Source organism: Microbispora sp. ATCC PTA-5024 (assembly GCF_000511135.2).
In the GTDB taxonomy this organism is placed as follows: domain Bacteria; phylum Actinomycetota; class Actinomycetes; order Streptosporangiales; family Streptosporangiaceae; genus Microbispora; species Microbispora corallina.
On record NZ_KI866525.1, the window covers coordinates 423906 to 441313 of the forward strand.

Annotated in this window: 15 protein-coding genes; 4 read left to right on the forward strand and 11 right to left on the reverse strand. The window is 72.6% G+C overall.

Annotated elements, in window-relative coordinates; translation table 11 throughout:
- Positions 1 to 150: 150 nt before the first annotated feature.
- Positions 151 to 477: a hypothetical protein gene (locus MPTA5024_RS27920; RefSeq protein WP_036330038.1), complete on the forward strand. Its 327-nt coding sequence runs from the start codon at positions 151 to 153 to the stop codon at positions 475 to 477.
- A 476-nt stretch (positions 478 to 953) separates the two neighbouring features.
- Here MPTA5024_RS27920 and MPTA5024_RS27925 read toward each other — a convergent pair whose 3' ends face one another.
- The 4 genes from MPTA5024_RS27925 to MPTA5024_RS27940 form a co-directional block, all read right to left on the reverse strand.
- Complete coding sequence (locus MPTA5024_RS27925) at positions 954 to 2099, reverse strand: acyl-CoA dehydrogenase family protein (protein WP_036330040.1); 1146 nt, start codon at positions 2097 to 2099, stop codon at positions 954 to 956.
- The gene (locus MPTA5024_RS27930; protein ID WP_036330041.1) at positions 2100 to 2993 is read right to left on the reverse strand and encodes a hydroxymethylglutaryl-CoA lyase; all 894 of its coding nucleotides are present in this window, start codon (positions 2991 to 2993) and stop codon (positions 2100 to 2102) included.
- Positions 2984 to 4954 carry an ATP-binding protein gene (locus MPTA5024_RS27935; protein WP_036330042.1) on the reverse strand — a complete coding sequence of 657 codons (1971 nt, stop codon included), beginning with the start codon at positions 4952 to 4954 and terminating at the stop codon, positions 2984 to 2986. Before MPTA5024_RS27935 ends, MPTA5024_RS27930 begins: the two co-directional genes overlap by 10 nt.
- Positions 4955 to 5020: 66 nt before the next feature.
- The gene (locus tag MPTA5024_RS27940) at positions 5021 to 6622 is read right to left on the reverse strand and encodes a carboxyl transferase domain-containing protein (RefSeq protein ID WP_036330043.1); all 1602 of its coding nucleotides are present in this window, start codon (positions 6620 to 6622) and stop codon (positions 5021 to 5023) included.
- A 7-nt stretch (positions 6623 to 6629) separates the two neighbouring features.
- On the opposite strand from MPTA5024_RS27940, the gene MPTA5024_RS27945 reads away from it, so the two are divergent.
- Positions 6630 to 7253 (forward strand): TetR/AcrR family transcriptional regulator, encoded by a 624-nt coding sequence (locus MPTA5024_RS27945; protein ID WP_084370125.1) that lies wholly within the window; start codon positions 6630 to 6632, stop codon positions 7251 to 7253.
- A 7-nt stretch (positions 7254 to 7260) separates the two neighbouring features.
- On the opposite strand, the gene MPTA5024_RS27950 is transcribed toward MPTA5024_RS27945, so the two are convergent.
- Entirely contained in the window at positions 7261 to 8094 is an 834-nt protein-coding gene (locus MPTA5024_RS27950) for an alpha/beta fold hydrolase (protein ID WP_036330048.1), read from the reverse strand.
- 47 nt (positions 8095 to 8141) lie between these two features.
- Positions 8142 to 10355 carry a thiamine pyrophosphate-dependent enzyme gene (locus MPTA5024_RS27955; RefSeq protein ID WP_198167437.1) on the reverse strand — a complete coding sequence of 738 codons (2214 nt, stop codon included), beginning with the start codon at positions 10353 to 10355 and terminating at the stop codon, positions 8142 to 8144.
- A gap of 207 nt (positions 10356 to 10562) precedes the next feature.
- Between MPTA5024_RS27955 and MPTA5024_RS27960 the strand changes: the two genes are divergently transcribed.
- Positions 10563 to 11897 (forward strand): hypothetical protein, encoded by a 1335-nt coding sequence (locus tag MPTA5024_RS27960; protein ID WP_051458764.1) that lies wholly within the window; start codon positions 10563 to 10565, stop codon positions 11895 to 11897.
- A 71-nt stretch (positions 11898 to 11968) separates the two neighbouring features.
- On the opposite strand, the gene MPTA5024_RS27965 is transcribed toward MPTA5024_RS27960, so the two are convergent.
- The 4 genes from MPTA5024_RS27965 to MPTA5024_RS27980 form a co-directional block, all read right to left on the reverse strand.
- Positions 11969 to 12823 carry an ABC transporter permease gene (locus MPTA5024_RS27965; RefSeq protein WP_051458765.1) on the reverse strand — a complete coding sequence of 285 codons (855 nt, stop codon included), beginning with the start codon at positions 12821 to 12823 and terminating at the stop codon, positions 11969 to 11971.
- A 4-nt stretch (positions 12824 to 12827) separates the two neighbouring features.
- Entirely contained in the window at positions 12828 to 13799 is a 972-nt protein-coding gene (locus MPTA5024_RS27970) for a daunorubicin resistance protein DrrA family ABC transporter ATP-binding protein (RefSeq protein WP_036330050.1), read from the reverse strand.
- Positions 13796 to 14422: a PadR family transcriptional regulator gene (locus MPTA5024_RS27975; RefSeq protein WP_051458766.1), complete on the reverse strand. Its 627-nt coding sequence runs from the start codon at positions 14420 to 14422 to the stop codon at positions 13796 to 13798. The genes MPTA5024_RS27970 and MPTA5024_RS27975 overlap by 4 nt, the downstream gene beginning before the upstream one ends.
- A gap of 84 nt (positions 14423 to 14506) precedes the next feature.
- Positions 14507 to 15598, reverse strand: a complete 1092-nt coding sequence (locus MPTA5024_RS27980) for a magnesium and cobalt transport protein CorA (protein ID WP_232326669.1) — start codon at positions 15596 to 15598, stop codon at positions 14507 to 14509.
- A 104-nt stretch (positions 15599 to 15702) separates the two neighbouring features.
- On the opposite strand from MPTA5024_RS27980, the gene MPTA5024_RS27985 reads away from it, so the two are divergent.
- Complete coding sequence (locus MPTA5024_RS27985) at positions 15703 to 16419, forward strand: M50 family metallopeptidase (RefSeq protein WP_198167493.1); 717 nt, start codon at positions 15703 to 15705, stop codon at positions 16417 to 16419.
- A gap of 64 nt (positions 16420 to 16483) precedes the next feature.
- On the opposite strand, the gene MPTA5024_RS27990 is transcribed toward MPTA5024_RS27985, so the two are convergent.
- Positions 16484 to 17408: SbcC/MukB-like Walker B domain-containing protein (locus tag MPTA5024_RS27990; protein WP_036330838.1), on the reverse strand; the 925-nt coding region annotated here is incomplete at its 5' end.

The following is a 17408-nucleotide window of genomic DNA, read 5'->3' on the forward strand; positions in this document are numbered from 1 at the left end:
CTGGCCTGGGTAAAGAAATGAATGATCAGTTGCTCGAACGTGTCAACCTTCCGTATGCACGGAATTACTCCGCGTGAGCATCGCAGGCCGAGACCGAGATCGGCCCGCTCCGGCTGTCGCCGGGCGCGACGATGCGCACAGAAGGGAGACATGGTGAAGCTCTCAAAAGGGATCGCCCCTGCCCTGATCGCCTGCGCGGCGGCGGGCTGGATGGCGATCGCCTCCCCACCCGCCCAGGCGGCGCCGGCCTCCGGCGCCGCTGTCGCCCACCACCCCGGCCACGTCTACTGGCCGTCGCACTACGGCCCGGACGCCTACCTGTACGGCTGGCGGTCGGCGCCGTTCCACCGGCCCGTCTACCGCCTGTCGCCGGTCCACCGGTTCCCGGAGTACCGCCACGTCCGGTGGATCCACGGCCGGTACTACTACCAGACGGGGACCGGCTGGCACTGCCTGCCGCACTGGTACCGGCGCTGATCCCCGCGCCGGGCACCACGGGAGGCCTTCCCCGTCAGGGGGAGGCCTCCTCCCGTCTCCGGAGGAGAATGACACGCCATCAGATGAACGAAGCGGCCGTTTACCCCTCGACGGGACAGGAAATCAAGATACCGCTTGAAATGGCGGCCAACGATGCCACCGATTCACATCTCCCCGAGAAGAAAAGACATGGCCCGTTCAGGGCAGGCAATGTTTAAAGGGAGGAAGCATCATGGCTGGAGTGCAGGCCGGTGGCAAGTCGGGCTGTCCGTGCGAGGGCTGTCAGTGCAGAAACTGCCAGCGCGACGGCTGCCAGTGCGAGAACTGCCGGTGCGAGAACTGCCAGGCCCGGCAGGCGTCGCTGCAGAGCTGAGCCGCGCCTCCACGGCGCGTGCCGCGGGACGGGGCTCCGGCGAGCCGGCCGTTCGCCGGAGCCCCGTCCGCGCGGAGCCATTCCCCGCACGTTTTCGAATTCGTCAGGCGCCGAGGCCGAGTTCGCGGGCGATGAGCATCCGCTGCACCTCGCTCGTGCCCTCGCCGATTTCCAGGATTTTGGCGTCGCGATAGAAACGGCCCACGGGGAACTCGTTCATGAAGCCGTACCCGCCGAATATCTGGGTGGCGTCGCGGGCGTTGTCCATCGCCGCGTTCGAGGCGACGAGCTTGGCGATCGCGGCCTCCTTCTTGAACGGCAGCCCGGCCAGCATCCGCTCGGCGGCGTGGTAGTAGGCCAGCCGGGCGGTGTGGACCCGGGCCTCCATGTCGGCGATCTTGAACTGGACGGCCTGGTAGCGGCCGATCTCCTGCCCGAAGGCCCGGCGCTCCCCCGCGTACCGCACCGACTCGTCCACGCACCCCTGCGCCAGCCCGACCGACAGCGCGGCGATGGCGACGCGGCCCTCGTCGAGGGTCTGGAGGAACTGGGCGTAGCCGCGCCCGCGCTCGCCCAGCAGGTTCTCCGCCGGCACCCGGCAGTCGGCGAACGACAGCTCACGGGTGTCGGAGGCCGACCAGCCCACCTTGGAGTACTTCTTCGACACGGTGAACCCCGGCGTCCCGGACGGGACCAGGATGGTGGAGATCTCCGGCCGGTCCTCGCGGCGGCCCGTGATCGCGGCGACCGCCACGACGCCGGTGATGTCGGTCCCCGAGTTCGTGATGAACGCCTTGGACCCGTTGACCACCCACTCGCCGCCGTCCAGGACGGCCGTCGTCCGCATGCCGCCGGGGACATCGGATCCGCCGCCGGGCTCGGTGAGGCCGAAGGCGCCGAGCACCTCGCCCGCCGCCATCCCGGGCAGCCACCTGCTCCTCTGCTCCTCGCTGCCGAACCGCAGGATCGGCATCTCGCCCAGCGAGACCGCGGCCTCCAGCGTGATGGCCACCGAGGAGTCGACCCTCGCCAGTTCCTCCAGGGCCAGGCACAGCGCGAAGTAGTCGCCGTCCATCCCGCCGTACTCCTCCGGGACCGGCAGGCCGAACAGGCCCATCGCGCCCATCTTCCGCACGATCTCGTACGGGAACTCGCACCTCTCGTAGTAGTCCCCGATGACGGGGGCCACCTCTGACCGGGCGAACTCCTCGACCGTCTTGCGCAGCTCCACGTGCTCGTCGTTGAGCATCTAGATCTCCTTAGCGAGGGCCTGGACGACGCGGGACGGGCTGGGGCGCCCGAGCAGGCCGGCCAGCCAGAGGCTGGTGGCGGCCAGCGACCGGAGGTCCACGCCGGTCTCGACGCCGAGGCCGTCGAGCATCCAGACCAGGTCCTCCGTCGCGAGGTTGCCCGTGGCGCTCTTGGCGTACGGGCAGCCGCCGATGCCGCCGGTGGAGGCGTCCACCACGGTTATGCCCCGGCGCAGGGCGGTGAGCGTGTTGGCGAGGGCCTGGCCGTAGGTGTCGTGGAAGTGCACGGCGAGCCGGTCGGGGCCGACGCCGCCTGCCTCGAACGCGTCGAGCAGCGCCTCCACGTGGCCCGGCGTGCCGACGCCGATGGTGTCCCCGAGCGACAGCTCGTAGCAGCCGAGGTCGAGGAGCCGGCGCCCCACCTCCACGACCTGGGCGGGCGCGACCGGCCCCTCCCACGGGTCGGCGAAGCACATCGAGACGTACGCGCGGACCCGCAGGCCGTGGGCCAGCGCCCGCTCGACGACCGGGGCGAACATCTCGAACTGCGACTCGACGGTCCGGTTGAGGTTGCGCCGGGCGAACGACTCGGTGGCGCTGCCGAAGATCGCGATGTCGGTCACGCCGTGCTCCAGGGCGCGGTCGAGCCCCCGCTCGTTCGGCACGAGGACGGGGTAGCGGACACCGGGCGCCCGGGTGAGGCCGTCGAGCAGCTCGGCCGCGTCGGCGAGCTGCGGCACCCACGCCGGGTGGACGAAGCTCGTCGCCTCGATCGTGGTCAGCCCGGCCTCGGCGAGCCGCCGGATGAACTCGGCCTTCACCTCGACCGGCAGCACGGCCGACTCGTTCTGCAGGCCGTCGCGCGGCCCGACCTCGTAGATCGTCACTCGCACGGCGTCACCCTCGCCAGCACCGCGTCCAGCTCGACCGCCTGCCCCTGCCTGGCCCGCAGCTCGGAGAGCACCCCGTCCAGGGGCGCGGTCAGCGTGTGCTCCATCTTCATCGCCTCCACGACGACCAGCGGCTGACCGGCCGACACCCGGTCGCCCTCCGCGGCCTTGACCAGCAGCACGGTGCCCGGCATGGGGCTGCGCACGGCGCCGTCCCCGGCGTGGCCCGCGCCCTCGCGGTCGCCCGGGTCGCCCGGGTCGTGCCTGGTGAACGGCCAGGCCCGGCCGCCCTCGGCGAGCCACACCGTCTCCCGGTCCCGGGCCACGGCGTACCGCCGGGTCACGCCGCCGACCGTGACGGCGGCCTCCCCCTCGCGCAGGACCAGCCGCGCCGGGCCGAGCCGGCGGCCGTCGACCTCCACCTCCCCGTGCCACGCCGCGTCCCTCTCCGTACCGGACGCCGCGCCCCGGATCCTGACCGGGATGCCCAGCCGCAGCACGGTCCAGGCCCGCTCCCCGACCCGCCAGCCGTCCGCCACGTCCCACGGGTCGCCGGACTCCGGGGCGCCGTCGGCCGCGTGGAGGACGAGCGCGGCCGCGGCCAGCGCCTCGGCGGGCGCCGCCCCGCCCGCAAGCTCGCTCAGGCGCCGCTCGACCAGCCCGGTGTCGAGCCGCCCGGCCGCGACGTCCGGATCCCGCACCAGCGCCCGCAGGAACCCGACGTTCGTGGTGAGCCCGAGGATCGCGGTCGCCCCGAGCGCCCGGTCGAGACCCGCGAGCGCGCCCGCCCGGGCCGGCGCCCACGCGACGACCTTGGCCAGCATCGGGTCGTAGTCGCTGCCCACGACCAGGCCCTCGGCCAGCCCCGAGTCGACCCGCACGCCGGGCGCGGGGGCCGGCTCCCGCAGCGCCAGCACCCGGCCGCCCGTGGGGAGGAAGTCGCGGGCCGGGTCCTCGGCGTAGATCCGCGCCTCCACCGCGTGGCCGTCCAGCCGCACCCCGTCCTGCCCGAAGGGCAGCGCCTCTCCGGCGGCGACGCGCAACTGCAGCTCGACGAGGTCGAGCCCGGTCACCATCTCCGTCACCGGGTGCTCGACCTGCAGCCGGGTGTTCATCTCCATGAAGTAGAACGCGAACGGCCCGCCCGTGCCGGGGACGATGAACTCGACCGTCCCCGCGCCCACGTATCCGACCGACCGGGCCGCCTCCACCGCCGCCGCGCCCATGCGGCGCCGCGCCTCGTCGTCGAGCAGCGGCGACGGCGCCTCCTCGACGATCTTCTGGTGGCGCCGCTGGAGGCTGCACTCGCGCTCGCCCAGGTGGACGACGTTCCCGTGGCCGTCGGCCAGCACCTGGATCTCGATGTGCCGGGGCCGGTCGACCAGCCGCTCCACCAGCAGCGTGCCGTCCCCGAAGGCCGCCAGGGCGGTCCGGCGGGCCGACTCGACGGCCGCGGGCAGGTCGCCGGCCGAGCGGACCGGGAGCATGCCCTTGCCGCCGCCGCCCGCCGAGGGCTTGATCAGCACGGGGAATCCGATGCGGGCGGCCGCCTCCAGCAGGTCGTCGTGCGGCTCCGCCCCGCCCGGCACCACGGGCACGCCGGCCGCCGCGACCGTCTCCTTGGCCCGGATCTTGTCGCCCATCGCCTCGATGGCCGCGGCCGGCGGGCCGACGAACACCAGCCCGGCCTCGGCGCACCGGCGGGCGAAGCCGGCGTTCTCCGCCAGGAAGCCGTACCCCGGGTGCACGGCCTGCGCCCCCGACGCAAGGGCGGCCTCGATCACGCCGTCCACGTCGAGGTAGCCGCGCGGGAGCCGTACGGCGAGGTCCGCCTCGCGTACGTGCCGGGCGTCGCGGTCGGCGTCGGTGTGGACGGCGACCGCGGCCACGCCCATGGCCCGCAGCGTGCGGATGATCCGGACGGCGATCTCGCCCCGGTTCGCGATCAGTACGCTCGTGAACATCACGATCCGGCCCGGCCCGGTGAGCGGGGCGGACGGGAAGCCGGTGAACGCCTCATTGGCACAACCTCACATCCGGAAGACGCCGTAGCCGACGGGTTCGAGAGGGGCGTTCGCGGCGGCGCCGAGGGCGAGGCCGAGAACCGTGCGGGTGTCCGCCGGGTCGATCACCCCGTCGTCCCACAGGCGGGCGGTCGAGTAGTAGGGGTTGCCCTGGTGCTCGTACTGGGCCCGGATCCTCTCCGCCGTGTCGGAGTCGCGCCGGGTCCGCCCGTCCGCGCCGCCGACCGTGGACAGCACCGTGGCCGCCTGCTCCCCGCCCATGACCGAGATCCGGGCGTTCGGCCACATCCACAGGAAGCGCGGGGAGTAGGCCCGGCCCGCCATGGCGTAGTTCCCCGCGCCGAACGACCCGCCGATGATCACCGTGAGCTTGGGCACCCGGGCGCAGGCGACGGCCGTGACCATCTTCGCGCCGTGCTTGGCGATGCCCCCCGCCTCGTACGCCTTGCCGACCATGAAGCCGCTGATGTTCTGCAGGAAGACCAGGGGGATGCCGCGCCGGTCGCACAGCTCGATGAAGTGGGCGCCCTTCAGGGCCGACTCGGCGAACAGGATGCCGTTGTTGGCGACGATCCCCACCGGATGCCCGTGGACCCGGGCGAACCCCGTGACCAGCGTCGGGCCGTACTCGGCCTTGAACTCCAGGAACCGGCTGCCGTCGACGATCCGCGCGATCACCTCGCGCACCTCGTACGGCGTGCGGGTGTCCTGCGGGACGATCCCGTACAGGTCGCGCGGGTCCCAGGCCGGCGGCTCGGCGGGCGCGACGTCCCAGGGCCGGGGCGCGCGGGGACCGAGCGTCGCCACGATGTCCCGCACGATCTTCAGGGCGTGGGCGTCGTCCTCGGCCAGGTGGTCGGTGACGCCGCTGACCCGGGCGTGCACCTCGCCGCCGCCCAGCTCCTCGGCCGTGACGGTCTCGCCGGTGGCCGCCTTCACCAGCGGCGGGCCGCCCAGGAAGATCGTGCCCTGGTTCCGGACGATCACGGCCTCGTCGCTCATCGCCGGGACGTACGCCCCGCCCGCCGTGCACGAGCCGAGCACCGCCGCGATCTGCGGGATGCCCCGGGCCGACATGGTGGCCTGGTTGTAGAAGATCCGGCCGAAATGCTCGCGGTCGGGGAAGACCTCGTCCTGCCGGGGGAGGAAGGCGCCGCCCGAGTCGACCAGGTACAGGCAGGGCAGCGCGTTGTGCAGCGCGACCTCCTGGGCCCGCAGGTGCTTCTTCACCGTGACCGGGTAGTACGTCCCGCCCTTGACCGTGGCGTCGTTGGCCACGATCACGCACTCCCGGCCGGACACCCGGCCCACGCCCGTGATGATCCCGGCGGCCGGGGCCTCGTCGTCGTACATGCCGGTCGCGGCCAGCGGGGACAGCTCAAGGAACCGTGCTCCAGGGTCGAGCAGCGTGTCGACCCGGTCGCGCGGGAGCAGCTTGCCCCGCTGGACGTGCCGCTCCCTCGCCCGCTCGGGCCCGCCCGGCGCCGCGGCCGCGAGCCGCTCGCGCAGGTCCGCCACGAGACGCTCGTTCGCCTCGGCGTTCCGCTTGTACGGCTCGCCGCCCGGGTCGCACCGGCTCTCCAGCACCGGCCACGCGCTCACGCTCATGCTCCGGATGTTAACCATCGTTAACTCGCCTCGTCTACCATGGGGTGCCGTGACCACCGCACGTACACCTACCCGCAATCGGCGGGCGGAGATCCTGGAGGCGGCGGCCGGCCTGTTCGCCGCGCGGGGGTTCCACGGCGTGTCGATCGAGGAGATCGGGGCGGCCGTCGGGATCTCGGGCCCGGCCCTCTACCGCCACTTCCAGGGCAAGGACGCCCTGCTCGGGGAGATGCTGCTCGACATCAGCGGGCGACTGCGGGAGCAGGGGGCGCGCCTGGCCACCACGGCCGACCCCGACACCGCGGAGGCGGCCCTCGACGCGCTGCTGACCGGCCACATCGAGTTCGCGCTGAACCACCCGGCGCTCATCCGGGTGCACGAGCGCGAGCTCGACAACGTGCCGGAGCCGGCCCGCCGGGGCATCCGGCGGCTCCAGCGGCTGTACGCCGAGGAATGGGTGACCGTGCTGACCGAGCTGCATCCGTCGTGCCCGCCGGCGCGGCTGCGGGCCGCGACGCACGCGGTCTTCGGCCTGCTCAACTCGACCCCGCGTAGCGCCGGGGACCTGCCGCCGGAGACGATGGCGGAGCTGCTGCGCGCCATGGCGCGGGCCGCCCTGGCCGCTTTGTGAACGAACGCTAACCGGAGCCGTCGAGGAACGCCCCGACCGCGGCGGCGAAGGCGTCCGGGGCGGTGACCCAGGGGTAGTGCGCCCCGGGCAGCACGACGGCCCTGCCGCGGGGGAACAGGGCGGCCGCCCGCTCCGCGTGGGCGGGCAGGGGCGCCGGGTCCCCCTCCCCCGCGATCAGCAGGACCGGCGCGGCGAGCCGGGCCAGGCTCTCCCGGGTCTCCCCGGCCGGCGGGACGCCGGTGTGGAAGCCCGCGGCCGCCTGCGCCGAGCGGGCCGCGAACCGCTCCGCGTGCGCCCGGGCCGCCTCGTTCCAGGGACTGTAGAAGAACGGCTGCGCGCCCGGGCGCCGGCTCTCGTCGCCCGCCTCCCACGCCTCCATGTCGGCCAGCCCGCTCGCGTACCACGGCTCGCCGGCCCGGCGCTCGATCTGGCCGCACCACTCCTCGTCGGTCGGCTCGATCCCGAGCGGCGTCAGGCTCGGCGTGACCAGGACCAGGCGCCCGATCCGGTCGGGGTGGCGGGCCGCGTACAGCAGCGCCAGGGCTCCGGCGGCCGAATGCCCGAGCAGGTCGATCCGTTCGAGGCCGAGGCGCACGCGCAGCGCCTCCACGTCCGCCACCAGGCGGTCTGCGGCGTACGTGGCCGGGTCGGCGGGCGCCGCCGATTCCCCGGTCCCCCGGTTGTCCAGCAGGAGGAGCCGTCTCCGGGCCGCGAGGCCGCCGAGATCGCCCAGGTAGGCGGAGGACCGTCCCGGCCCGCCGGGCAGGCAGACCAGCGCCGGGCCCTCCCCCCGCTCATGGCAGACGAGCGCCGTCCCGTCGTACGAGGTGAAAGCGATCACACCTCATCCTCGCATCCGCGATCTTCGCCGCGTCCCGGGGGCGGCTGTCAGCCGAGCAGCTTGCGGGCGGCCTGCTCGATGTCGGTCTCCGACAGCAGGACGGTGTCGGCGGCCGGGCCGAGCGGGACGAAGCTGTCGCGTGAGGTGACGCGCGCGATCGGCCCGGTGAAGCCGTTGTCGAGCAGCGCGGCCATGACGCTCTCGGACACCCCGCCGCCGGCCCGGGTCTCGTCGGCGATCAGCACCCGGCCGGTGAGCTCGGCGGCCCGCATCAGGTCCTCCACCGGCAGCGGCGACAGCCAGCGCAGGTCGAGCACCCGGCAGCCCTTCTCCTCCGCGGTGAGCCGGACGGCCGCCCGCAGGCTCATCCGCACGCCGTTGCCGAACGTCACGATCGTCAGGTCGCGTCCGTCGCCGTACGACCGGGCCCGGCCGATCGGCACGTGCGTCTCAGCCCATCGCGCGGGCGGCGCGTACGGCGCGAGCCAGCCGCCGTCGCCCTCGTCGAACAGGTCGCGCGTGTGGTAGAGCGCGATCGGCTCCAGGAACACGCACACGCTGCCGTCCTCCCGGGCCGCGGCGAGGCAGGTCCGCAACATGGCCGCCGCGTCGTCGGGGCGCGCGGGCGATGCGACCACAATGCCCGGAATATCCCTCAAAGCGGCAATTGAGTTGTCATTGTGGAAATGCCCGCCAAAGCCCTTTTGATAGGCATAGGAGGCGACCCGGAGGACCAGGGGGTTGCGGAACGCCCCCTGCGAGAAGAACTGCAGCGTGGCCGCCTCACCGCGGATCTGGTCGAGCGCGTTGTGCAGGTAGGCGAGGTACTGCACCTCGGGCACCGGCAGCAGCCCGGTCACCCCGGAGCCGAGGGCGAGGCCGAGGATGGCCTGCTCGTCCAGCAGCGTGTCGAACACGCGCTCCGCGCCGAAGCGGCGCAGCAGCCCCCGCGTGACGCCGTACACCCCGCCCTTGCGCGCGACGTCCTCGCCGAAGACGAGGACGCCCGGGTCGGCCGCCATCGCGTCGGCCAGGGTCCGGTTGACGGCCTGGGCCAGCGTGAGCTTGCCCTCCAGCTCGGGCAGCGTGGCGAAGGCCCGTTCCCTGGCCTCGGTCGAGGCCGCCTGCGCGGCGCGGACGGCCACCCGGCCGGGGTCGCGCGGCGCGATCGGCCGCATGACCTCCGCCGCGGACGCGAGCCGCGGCCGCCGCGCGCACTCCATCGCGAGCTTGAGCACGTGGTCGCGGTCGCTCTCGTAGCGCGACAGCAGCTCGTCGGGCGTGGCGAGGCCGGCCTCGACGAGCAGCCGGGCCGTCCGGACGAGCGGGTCGCGCTCCAGGTCGAGGGCGATCTCCTTACGGGTGCGGTAGGCGATCTCGACGTCGGAGCCGGCGTGGCCCATCAGCCGGACCGTCCGCATGTGCAGGAACGCGGGGCTGCGGGTCGTGCGGACGTGCTCGACGGCCCGCAGCGCCACGTCGTGGATCTCGGCGAGGTCGCAGCCGTCGGCCTCGAAGGACGGCAGCATCGGGTGGCGCGCCCGCTCGGCCCACCCCGGCGGCGTCTTCACGCTGATGCCGATGCCGTTGTCCTCGCAGACGAACAGCACGGGCAGCGGAAGGCCGCGGAAGGTGACGTACGCCGCGGTGTTGAGGCCGCTCAGCGCGGTGGCGTGGTTGGCGGAGGCGTCGCCGAAGCTGCAGACGGCCACGGCGTCCGCGGGCCAGGCCGACGTGACGCCGAGGGTCCGGGCCCGCTCGATGGCGAAGCCGACGCCGACGGCCCTGGGCAGGTGGCTGGCGATCGTGGAGGTCTGCGGGATCACGGCCAGGCCGGGGTGGCCGAACACCTTGTGGCGGCCGCCCGCGATCGGCTCCTCCGCGGCGGCGGCGAGGCCGAGCAGCACGTCGCGCAGGCCCTCCTCGGCCAGCCGGCCGGCCTGCGCGGAGCGGGCCAGATAGAACGCGCCCGACCGGTAGTGCAGCAGCGCCGGGTCGGTGACGCGCAGCGCGGCGGCGACCGCGGCGTTGCCCTCGTGACCCGCCGAGCCGATCGTGTAGAAGCCCTCGTCGCGCTCGCGCATCTGCCGGGCGGCGACGTCGAGGAGGCGGCTGCCGAGCTGCACGGCGAACAGCTCGCGGCACCGCGCGCCCGTGAGGGTCGTCCCGGGCCGGATCGGCAGCGCCGGATCCCTCGGGGGGCCCGGCGTCAGCGCACCGACGACCTCGGCGAAATGCGTCTCCACAGCGTCCCGCACCACACGGCCGATTATGTCGCAGGATGCACGCTCCGTCCCGCACAGCGACATCTCCGTTGACATCGCGGCTGTGGATCGCTCCTTTTGACACAGATTGATGACAAATGGTCAGTCATTCCAACCATTTCGCCCAATTGCACGTCTACTACAAGAGAAACGACGTGGCACCCTCACGCCGCGTTCAACCCCCGGGAAGGAAGGTTCACCGGAATGTTGAAACGCATCCCTGCCGCGATCGCGGCCCTGGCGCTGGGAGGGGCGGTCTTCGCGGCCCTCCCGGCGACCGCGGCCGGCGCGGCGGCGCCGCCCCCGGCGCCGGCCGACCTGACGGTGTCGCCCGCCCCCGTCGTCGTCAAGACCGACGCGGGCACCTCGGCGACGTTCACCTTCAAGACGGCGGACACGGGCTCGGCCAGGCTCGTCGACCGCAACAACAAGTCCGTGCCGCTCACGGTCTCCGGCACCGGCACGTACACGGCGACGTACACGTTCACGTTCGCCGACGAGCCGGGCGTCTGGAAGCTGGAGGCCAAGGCCACCAAGGGCGCGGAGTCGGCGACGACGGTCAAGGAGTTCCAGGTCCACTGGATCACCGGCCTCGACGTCGACGCCACCCCCGACGTGGTCGACCAGGGCGGCAGGATCACGCTGCGGGGCGCGCTCACCTACAAGGAGGGCTCGGCCTGGAAGCAGTACGACGGCCAGAAGGTGTACCTCGCCTTCAAGCCGCTCGGCGGCGACTCCTACACCCGGGTCGACTCGGTGACGACCGATGCCCACGGGCGGTTCTCCGCCGGTGAGAAGGCCGTGCGGTCCGGCTGGTGGCGGGCGGAGTTCGACGGGGCGTCGGACACCGAGTCCACGATCAGCGACAGCGACCGGGTCGACGTCCGGGCCGCGGCCAGGCCGACCCGCATCACCGGGTTCGACGCCTACCCCGAGCCCGTCGACCGCGGCGACACGCTGCGCCTGCGCGGCCGGCTGGAGATCGGCGGCTCGTCGTGGGACGGCTTCAAGGGCCAGAAGGTGCGGGTCCTCTTCAAGGCCGACGGCTCCTCCGGCTGGCGGTACGTCGCCTCCGACTGGACCGACGCGTACGGCCGGTTCTTCGCCGACGTCACGGCGCGGGAGTCCGGCTGGTGGCGGGCCGAGTACGACGGGGCCCGCGGCGTGAAGGGCGCGACCTCCGGCGCCGACCATGTGACCGTCAGGGCCCCCGAGCCCGAGCCGGTCGCCGACACCCGCATCGTGCGGTTCGACGCCGGCCCCGAGCCGGTCAGGCACGGCAGGTACCTGCGCCTCAAGGGCAGCCTGCAGGTCTGGGGCGACGGCTGGGAGGGCTACGGCCACCACAAGGTCACCCTGTGGTTCAAGAAGCCCGGCGGCCACTGGTCGTACGTCAAGACCACGTGGACCAACGGCTCCGGCAAGTTCTGGACCAAGACCAAGGCGGTCAGGTCCGGCACCTGGAAGGCCGTCTTCGGCGGCGACGACGAGGCCGGCAGGTCCTCCAGCAGGACGGACTACGTCAAGGTCAAGCGCTGAGCGCCTGACGACGTGACGGGCCCGGCCCGGGGCGGGCACGCCCCGGGCCGGGCTCCCGGCCGCCCGCCGCGCTACTCGCTGCGGCGGAACTGCGCGATCGCCACCCCGAGCAGGACGGCGCCGATGGCGGCGACCAGCCCCAGCTCCGCGATGATCGGGAGCTTGTGGCCGAACCACGTCACGCCGGGGTTCAGCATGGCGTCGACCTGCGGCGGCACGGCGATGTGGCCGAACACCGCCTGCCGCATGGGGTCCACGGCGTACGTGAGCGGGTTGACGGTCGTCAGCACGTGCAGCCACGACGGCAGGTTGGCCAGCGGGAACATCGCCCCCGACAGGAAGATCATCGGCATGATGGCCATCTGCATCACGCCGAAGAACGACTGCATGTTCCGCATCCTGGCCGACAGCATCACGCCGAACGCCGTGATGGTGAACGCCGCGAGGAACATCTCGGCCAGCAGCGTGAGGAGCAGGGCCGGCGAGTAGGGCACGCCGACCAGCCCGGCCAGGGCCAGGATGATGACGCCCTGGGCGCTGGCCACGACCGCGCCGCCGAGGCACTTGCCGACCACGATGGCGCTGCGGCTCACCGGGGCCACGAGCATCTCCCGCAGGAAGCCGAACTCCCGGTCCCAGACGATCGACCCGGCCGAGAACATCGCCGTCGTGATCACCGTCATGGAGATCATGCCGGGGTACATGAACGTGCGGAAGTCGATCCCGGGGATCGACGCCCGAACGAGCGAGCCCAGGCCGGTGCCCATCACGAACAGCCACAGCACGGGCTGGATGAGGCTGGACACCATGCGGGTCCGGTCGTTGACGAACCGCAGCAGCTCGCGGTGCAGCACGACCTTGACCGCGCGCAGGTTGTGCGAGCCGCTCGCACGCGGCACGCTCACGCGGACGACGTCGGTCGTCATGGGATCACCTTCCCCTTGCCATGGCGCGCATCCACTGGTTCCCCGGCCCCGACTCGGCGTCGCGGATGGTGGAGCCGGTGTAGGACATGAAGACGTCGTCGAGCGACGGGCGGGACACGCTCACCGAGCGGATGGGCATCCCCAGGCCGGCGAACAGGCGCGGGACGAACTGCTCGCCCGAGGCCACCGCGAAGGTCACCTGCCCCTCGCGCACGGCGGCGTCGATGTCGAACCGCTCCTTGAGCAGCTTGATCGTGGTCTCGTCGTCGCCCGTCTGGATCTGCACGCGGTCCTTGCCGACGCTCGCCTTGAGGGCCTCGGGCGAGTCGATCACGACGATCTCGCCGTGGTCGATGATGGCGATCCGGTCGCAGTACTCGGCCTCGTCCATGTAGTGCGTCGTCATGAAGATCGTGATGTCCTCGGTGTGACGCAGCCGGTTGATGTAGCCCCAGATGGCCGACCTGGTCTGGGGGTCCAGGCCGACCGTCGGCTCGTCGAGGAACAGCACACGGGGCGAGTGCAGCAGACCGCGGGCGATCTCCAGCCGGCGCTTCATGCCGCCGGAGAACGTCATGACCTTGCTGTCCTTGCGGTCCCACAGGGCGACCATCTCGAGGACCTGGCGGAGCCGGTCCGGCACCGCCTCCTTCGGCACGCCGTACAGCTCGGCGTGGAAGCGCAGGTTCTGCTCGGCGGTGAGGTAGCCGTCGAGCGTCGGGTCCTGGAAGACCAGCCCGATGTTGCGGCGGACCTCGTCGCGCTCCTTCACGACGTCGTGCCCGCCGACCTCGGCCGTGCCGCCCGTGGGGTTGATCAGCGTGCACAGCATGCTGATCGTGGTGGTCTTCCCGGCGCCGTTCGGCCCGAGGAAGCCGAACACCTCCCCCGGGGCCACCTCGAAGTCGACGCCCTTCACGGCCTCGACGTCGCCGTAGGTCTTACGCAGCCCGTGGACGGCCACCGCCGCGTTCATTCGTCCTCCGCAAGGATCCGGAACATCGCCTGCCTCGTGGTCTTCAGAAGGTTCTTGGTCTGGTCGACCTGCCGGTCGTCCGCGACCTGGGAGAGATGGAGGAACGCCTCGCCGAGCTGGGCCCACAGCAGGCGCAGCTCGTGGCGGTCCTCCGGGATGCTGCGGGCCACGTCGGCCCACGGCTCGGCCCGCTCGTCGGTCTGGCGCCGTCCCTCCTCGGTCAGCCGGTAGACGCGGCTGCCGCCGGACTCCTCGCCTTTGACGAGGCCCTCGTCCTCCATCTGCTGGAGGGCCGGGTAGACCGAGCCGGGACTCGGCCGCCACACGCCGCCGCTGCGGCGGCTGATCTCCTCGATCATCTGGTAGCCGTTGCGCGGCTCCTCGCTCAGCAGCCGGAGCAGGGCCGCCCGCACGTCGCCCCTCCGCACCCGCGGGAACGGGCCGGGCGGGGGCCCGGGCGGCCCCGGCGGAAAGGGCGGCTCGGGTGGCGTGTGCGGAAAGGGGTGACCCGCCGGGCCGGCCGCCATGTGGAAGAACGGCGGGACGGGCGGCAGCGGGCGGACGTGCGGGACCGGCGGGACCATGGGCACGTGCCCGTACGGGTGCCAGATCTGGTCGTGCATGTGTCACCACCCAACTATCGAGATACCTTGACGATATATCTAGATAGTTGGCAGACACAAGGGGTGGATGACCCGGTACGGCGGTCAGAGCCAGTCGCGCCGCTTGAAGACCAGGTAGAGGGTGAGGCAGACCAGGCCCATGAGCAGCAGGGCCACCGGGTAGCCGAGCAGCCAGTGCAGCTCCGGCATGTGGTCGAAGTTCATCCCGTAGATCGTGCCGACCAGGGTCGGGGCGAACAGGATCGCGGCCCATGCCGAGATCTTCTTGACCTCGTTCCCCTGGGCGATGCTCGCGCCGGTCAGCTTGGTCATCTCCTCGTTCTGCTGCTGGCTCACCAGGGTCGAGTTGACGATCAGGATGTCCTGCAGCATCTGCCGGAAGCCGGCCACCCGCTCGGTCACCGTGATGGCGTGGTCGGACACGTCACGCAGATACCGCTGGAGCTCCTCGTCCACGCCGTACTTGGGCGAGGCCGCGATGAACCCGTCGAGCATCGGCACGAGCGGGCTGGTGGCCCGCTGGAACTCGATGACCTCGCGCGACAGGGAGTAGATGCGGCGCGGCGCGGCCGGGTCGCCGCCGAAGACCTGCACCTCGATCTCGTCGATGTCGTTCTGCAGGCCGGCGACGACGGGCGCGTAGCCGTCCACGACGGCGTCGAGGATCGCGTACAGCACGGCCTGGGGCCCCTGACGGAGCAGGTCCGGGTCGGACTCCATGCGCCGCCGGACCTTCGACAGGTCGGGGGCCTCGCTGTGCCGCACGGTCAGCACGAAGTCGGGCCCGACGAACACGTGCAGCTCGCCGAACTCCACCTTCTCCGGCTTGTCGAGGTACTGCGCGGCCCGCAGCACCACGAACAGGGTGCCGCCGTACCGGTCCGCCTTGGGCCGCTGGTGGGCCACGATCGCGTCCTCGATCGCCAGCTCGTGCAGCCCGAACTCCTCGGCCGCCTTGAGCAGCTCCGACTCCTCCGGCCGGTACAGCCCGATCCACGCCATCGCCCCCGGCCGCGACCGCAGCGACGCGATCGCGTCGCTCAGCGACAGCGGGGAGTCCACCCGCGCGCCGTCGAGGTACACGGCGTTGTCGATCACGCTCTGTTTGGTCGGTTCGTTCCCGCCCGCCCGGGGGTCCATCGAATGCTCGGGAGCGGGCTCCGGCTTCACCCTCATGAGCCCACTGAATCCACGCAGTCCACGCATACGCCGCTCAGCCACACATAGAAGGTATGGCCTGAAGGGTCCAAGGCCGTACGATTCCGCGCGGAGGTGTCCCCCTGAAAGCCGTGTGGAACGAGCTGACCGCGACCCAGGTCGCGCCCCCTCTGTGGCTGGTCGCGCTGTCGGGCCTGGCCGCGCTCGCGCTGGTGTCGTACCCGCCGTCCTGGCACGTCCTGCGCGGGCTGATCACGATCGCGCACGAGGGCGGGCACGCGCTGGCCGCCGTGCTGACCCGGCGCAAGCTGCGCGGCATCCGGCTGCACTCCGACACGTCGGGCGTGACGCTGACCCGGGGCAATCCCACAGGCCCGGGGATGGTGGCGACGGCTGCGGCCGGGTACGTGGCGCCGTCCCTGATCGGGCTCGGCGCGTCGTGGCTCGTCGCGGCGGGACGGATCACCCTGCTGCTGTGGGCCGTGCTCGTGCTGCTGGTGTGCATGCTGCTGATGATCCGGAACTTCTTCGGCGCTGTGGCGCTGCTGGCCGTGGGCGGCGCCGTGTTCGCGCTGTCGTGGTTCGCGCCACCGAACGTGCAGGGCGCCTGCGCCTACGCCGCCGTGTGGTTCCTGCTGCTCGGCGGCGTACGGCCGATCCTGGAGCTGCAGACCAAGCGCCGCCGCGGCCGGGCGCCCGACTCCGACGCCGACCAGCTCGCGCGGCTGACCCGGGTGCCGGGCGCGCTGTGGGTCCTGCTGTTCCTGCTGGTCTCCACCGCCTCCCTGGCCGCCGGCGCCTACCTCCTCGCGGCCCGCTGGCTCCCGTTCGAGGTCTGACCGACGGCCGTCCACACCCGCCCTGTGCTCCGGCGGTGGCCGTTTGATAGTGGCGGGCGAGTTGCTAGTGGCGGGCGAGGGTCGAGCCGGAGCGGCCCTTCACGACGCGGAGCTGGGCGGGAATGCGGACCCGCAGCTCGGCCACATGGCTGACCACGCCGACGGACCGGCCGCCCTCCCGGAGGCCGTCGAGGATGTCGAGCACGTCGTCGAGCGTCTCGTCGTCGAGCGTGCCGAAGCCCTCGTCCACGAACAGGCTGCCGATCTCGGCGCCGCCGGCCTCCGCGGTCACGACGTCGGCCAGCCCCAGGGCCAGCGCCAGCGAGGTGATGAAGCTCTCGCCGCCGGACAGCGTGGCCGGGTCGCGCTCCACCCCCGTCCAGGCGTCGATCACGCGCAGGGCCAGCCCGCCGCCGGAGCGCCCACGGTCTCCGGCCGACCTGCCGAGGTCGTGCCGGAGGAGGTAGCGCCCGCCGGACATGCGGTCGAGTCGCTCGTTGGCCGCCGCGACCACCTGGCGCAGCCGTTCTCCCAGCACGAACGACGACAGCCGCATGTGCCAGCGGTTGTCTGAGGACGTGCCGCCCGCGAGCTCCGCTAGGCGGCGCGCCAGCCGGTGACGCTCGTCGGCCGGGCGGAACCGCCGCAGGGCCGCGTCCAGCTCGGACGCGAGATTGGTGAGCTGTTCGAGCCGTGCCTGGGCCCGGTCGCGCGCGGAGACGCAGGAGCCGTGCTCCCGCTCGGCGTGCTCGTGATCGGCCGTCAGCACGGGCAGATCCGGGGCCTGCTCCAGCGCCGCCGCCACCAGCTCCGGGTCGGCGAGCACGCTCTCGACCGTGGCCCGCTCGGCGTCGAGGTCCCGCAGCCGCTGGGCCATGGCCTCGCGATCCTCCCGCGTACGGACGGCCGCGGCGGCGTGCTCCACGCCGGCGAAGCCGGCCTCGGCCGCGGCCCGCTCGGCCTGTTCGCGGGCCGTCGCGCTCTCGGCG

Excerpts from the sequence above, each read along its gene's own strand:
- MPTA5024_RS27975 (WP_051458766.1), bottom strand. The coding sequence starts at position 14,422 with ATGCACGACCAGATCTGGCACCCGTACGGGCACGTGCCCATGGTCCCG.
- MPTA5024_RS27960 (WP_051458764.1), top strand. The coding sequence starts at position 10,563 with ATGTTGAAACGCATCCCTGCCGCGATCGCGGCCCTGGCGCTGGGAGGG.
- MPTA5024_RS27940 (WP_036330043.1), bottom strand. The coding sequence starts at position 6,622 with ATGAGCGTGAGCGCGTGGCCGGTGCTGGAGAGCCGGTGCGACCCGGGC.
- MPTA5024_RS27920 (WP_036330038.1), top strand. The coding sequence starts at position 151 with ATGGTGAAGCTCTCAAAAGGGATCGCCCCTGCCCTGATCGCCTGCGCG.
- MPTA5024_RS27945 (WP_084370125.1), top strand. The coding sequence starts at position 6,630 with ATGTTAACCATCGTTAACTCGCCTCGTCTACCATGGGGTGCCGTGACC.
- MPTA5024_RS27935 (WP_036330042.1), bottom strand. The coding sequence starts at position 4,954 with ATGTTCACGAGCGTACTGATCGCGAACCGGGGCGAGATCGCCGTCCGG.
- MPTA5024_RS27980 (WP_232326669.1), bottom strand. The coding sequence starts at position 15,598 with ATGAGGGTGAAGCCGGAGCCCGCTCCCGAGCATTCGATGGACCCCCGG.
- MPTA5024_RS27925 (WP_036330040.1), bottom strand. The coding sequence starts at position 2,099 with ATGCTCAACGACGAGCACGTGGAGCTGCGCAAGACGGTCGAGGAGTTC.
- MPTA5024_RS27965 (WP_051458765.1), bottom strand. The coding sequence starts at position 12,823 with ATGACGACCGACGTCGTCCGCGTGAGCGTGCCGCGTGCGAGCGGCTCG.
- MPTA5024_RS27970 (WP_036330050.1), bottom strand. The coding sequence starts at position 13,799 with ATGAACGCGGCGGTGGCCGTCCACGGGCTGCGTAAGACCTACGGCGAC.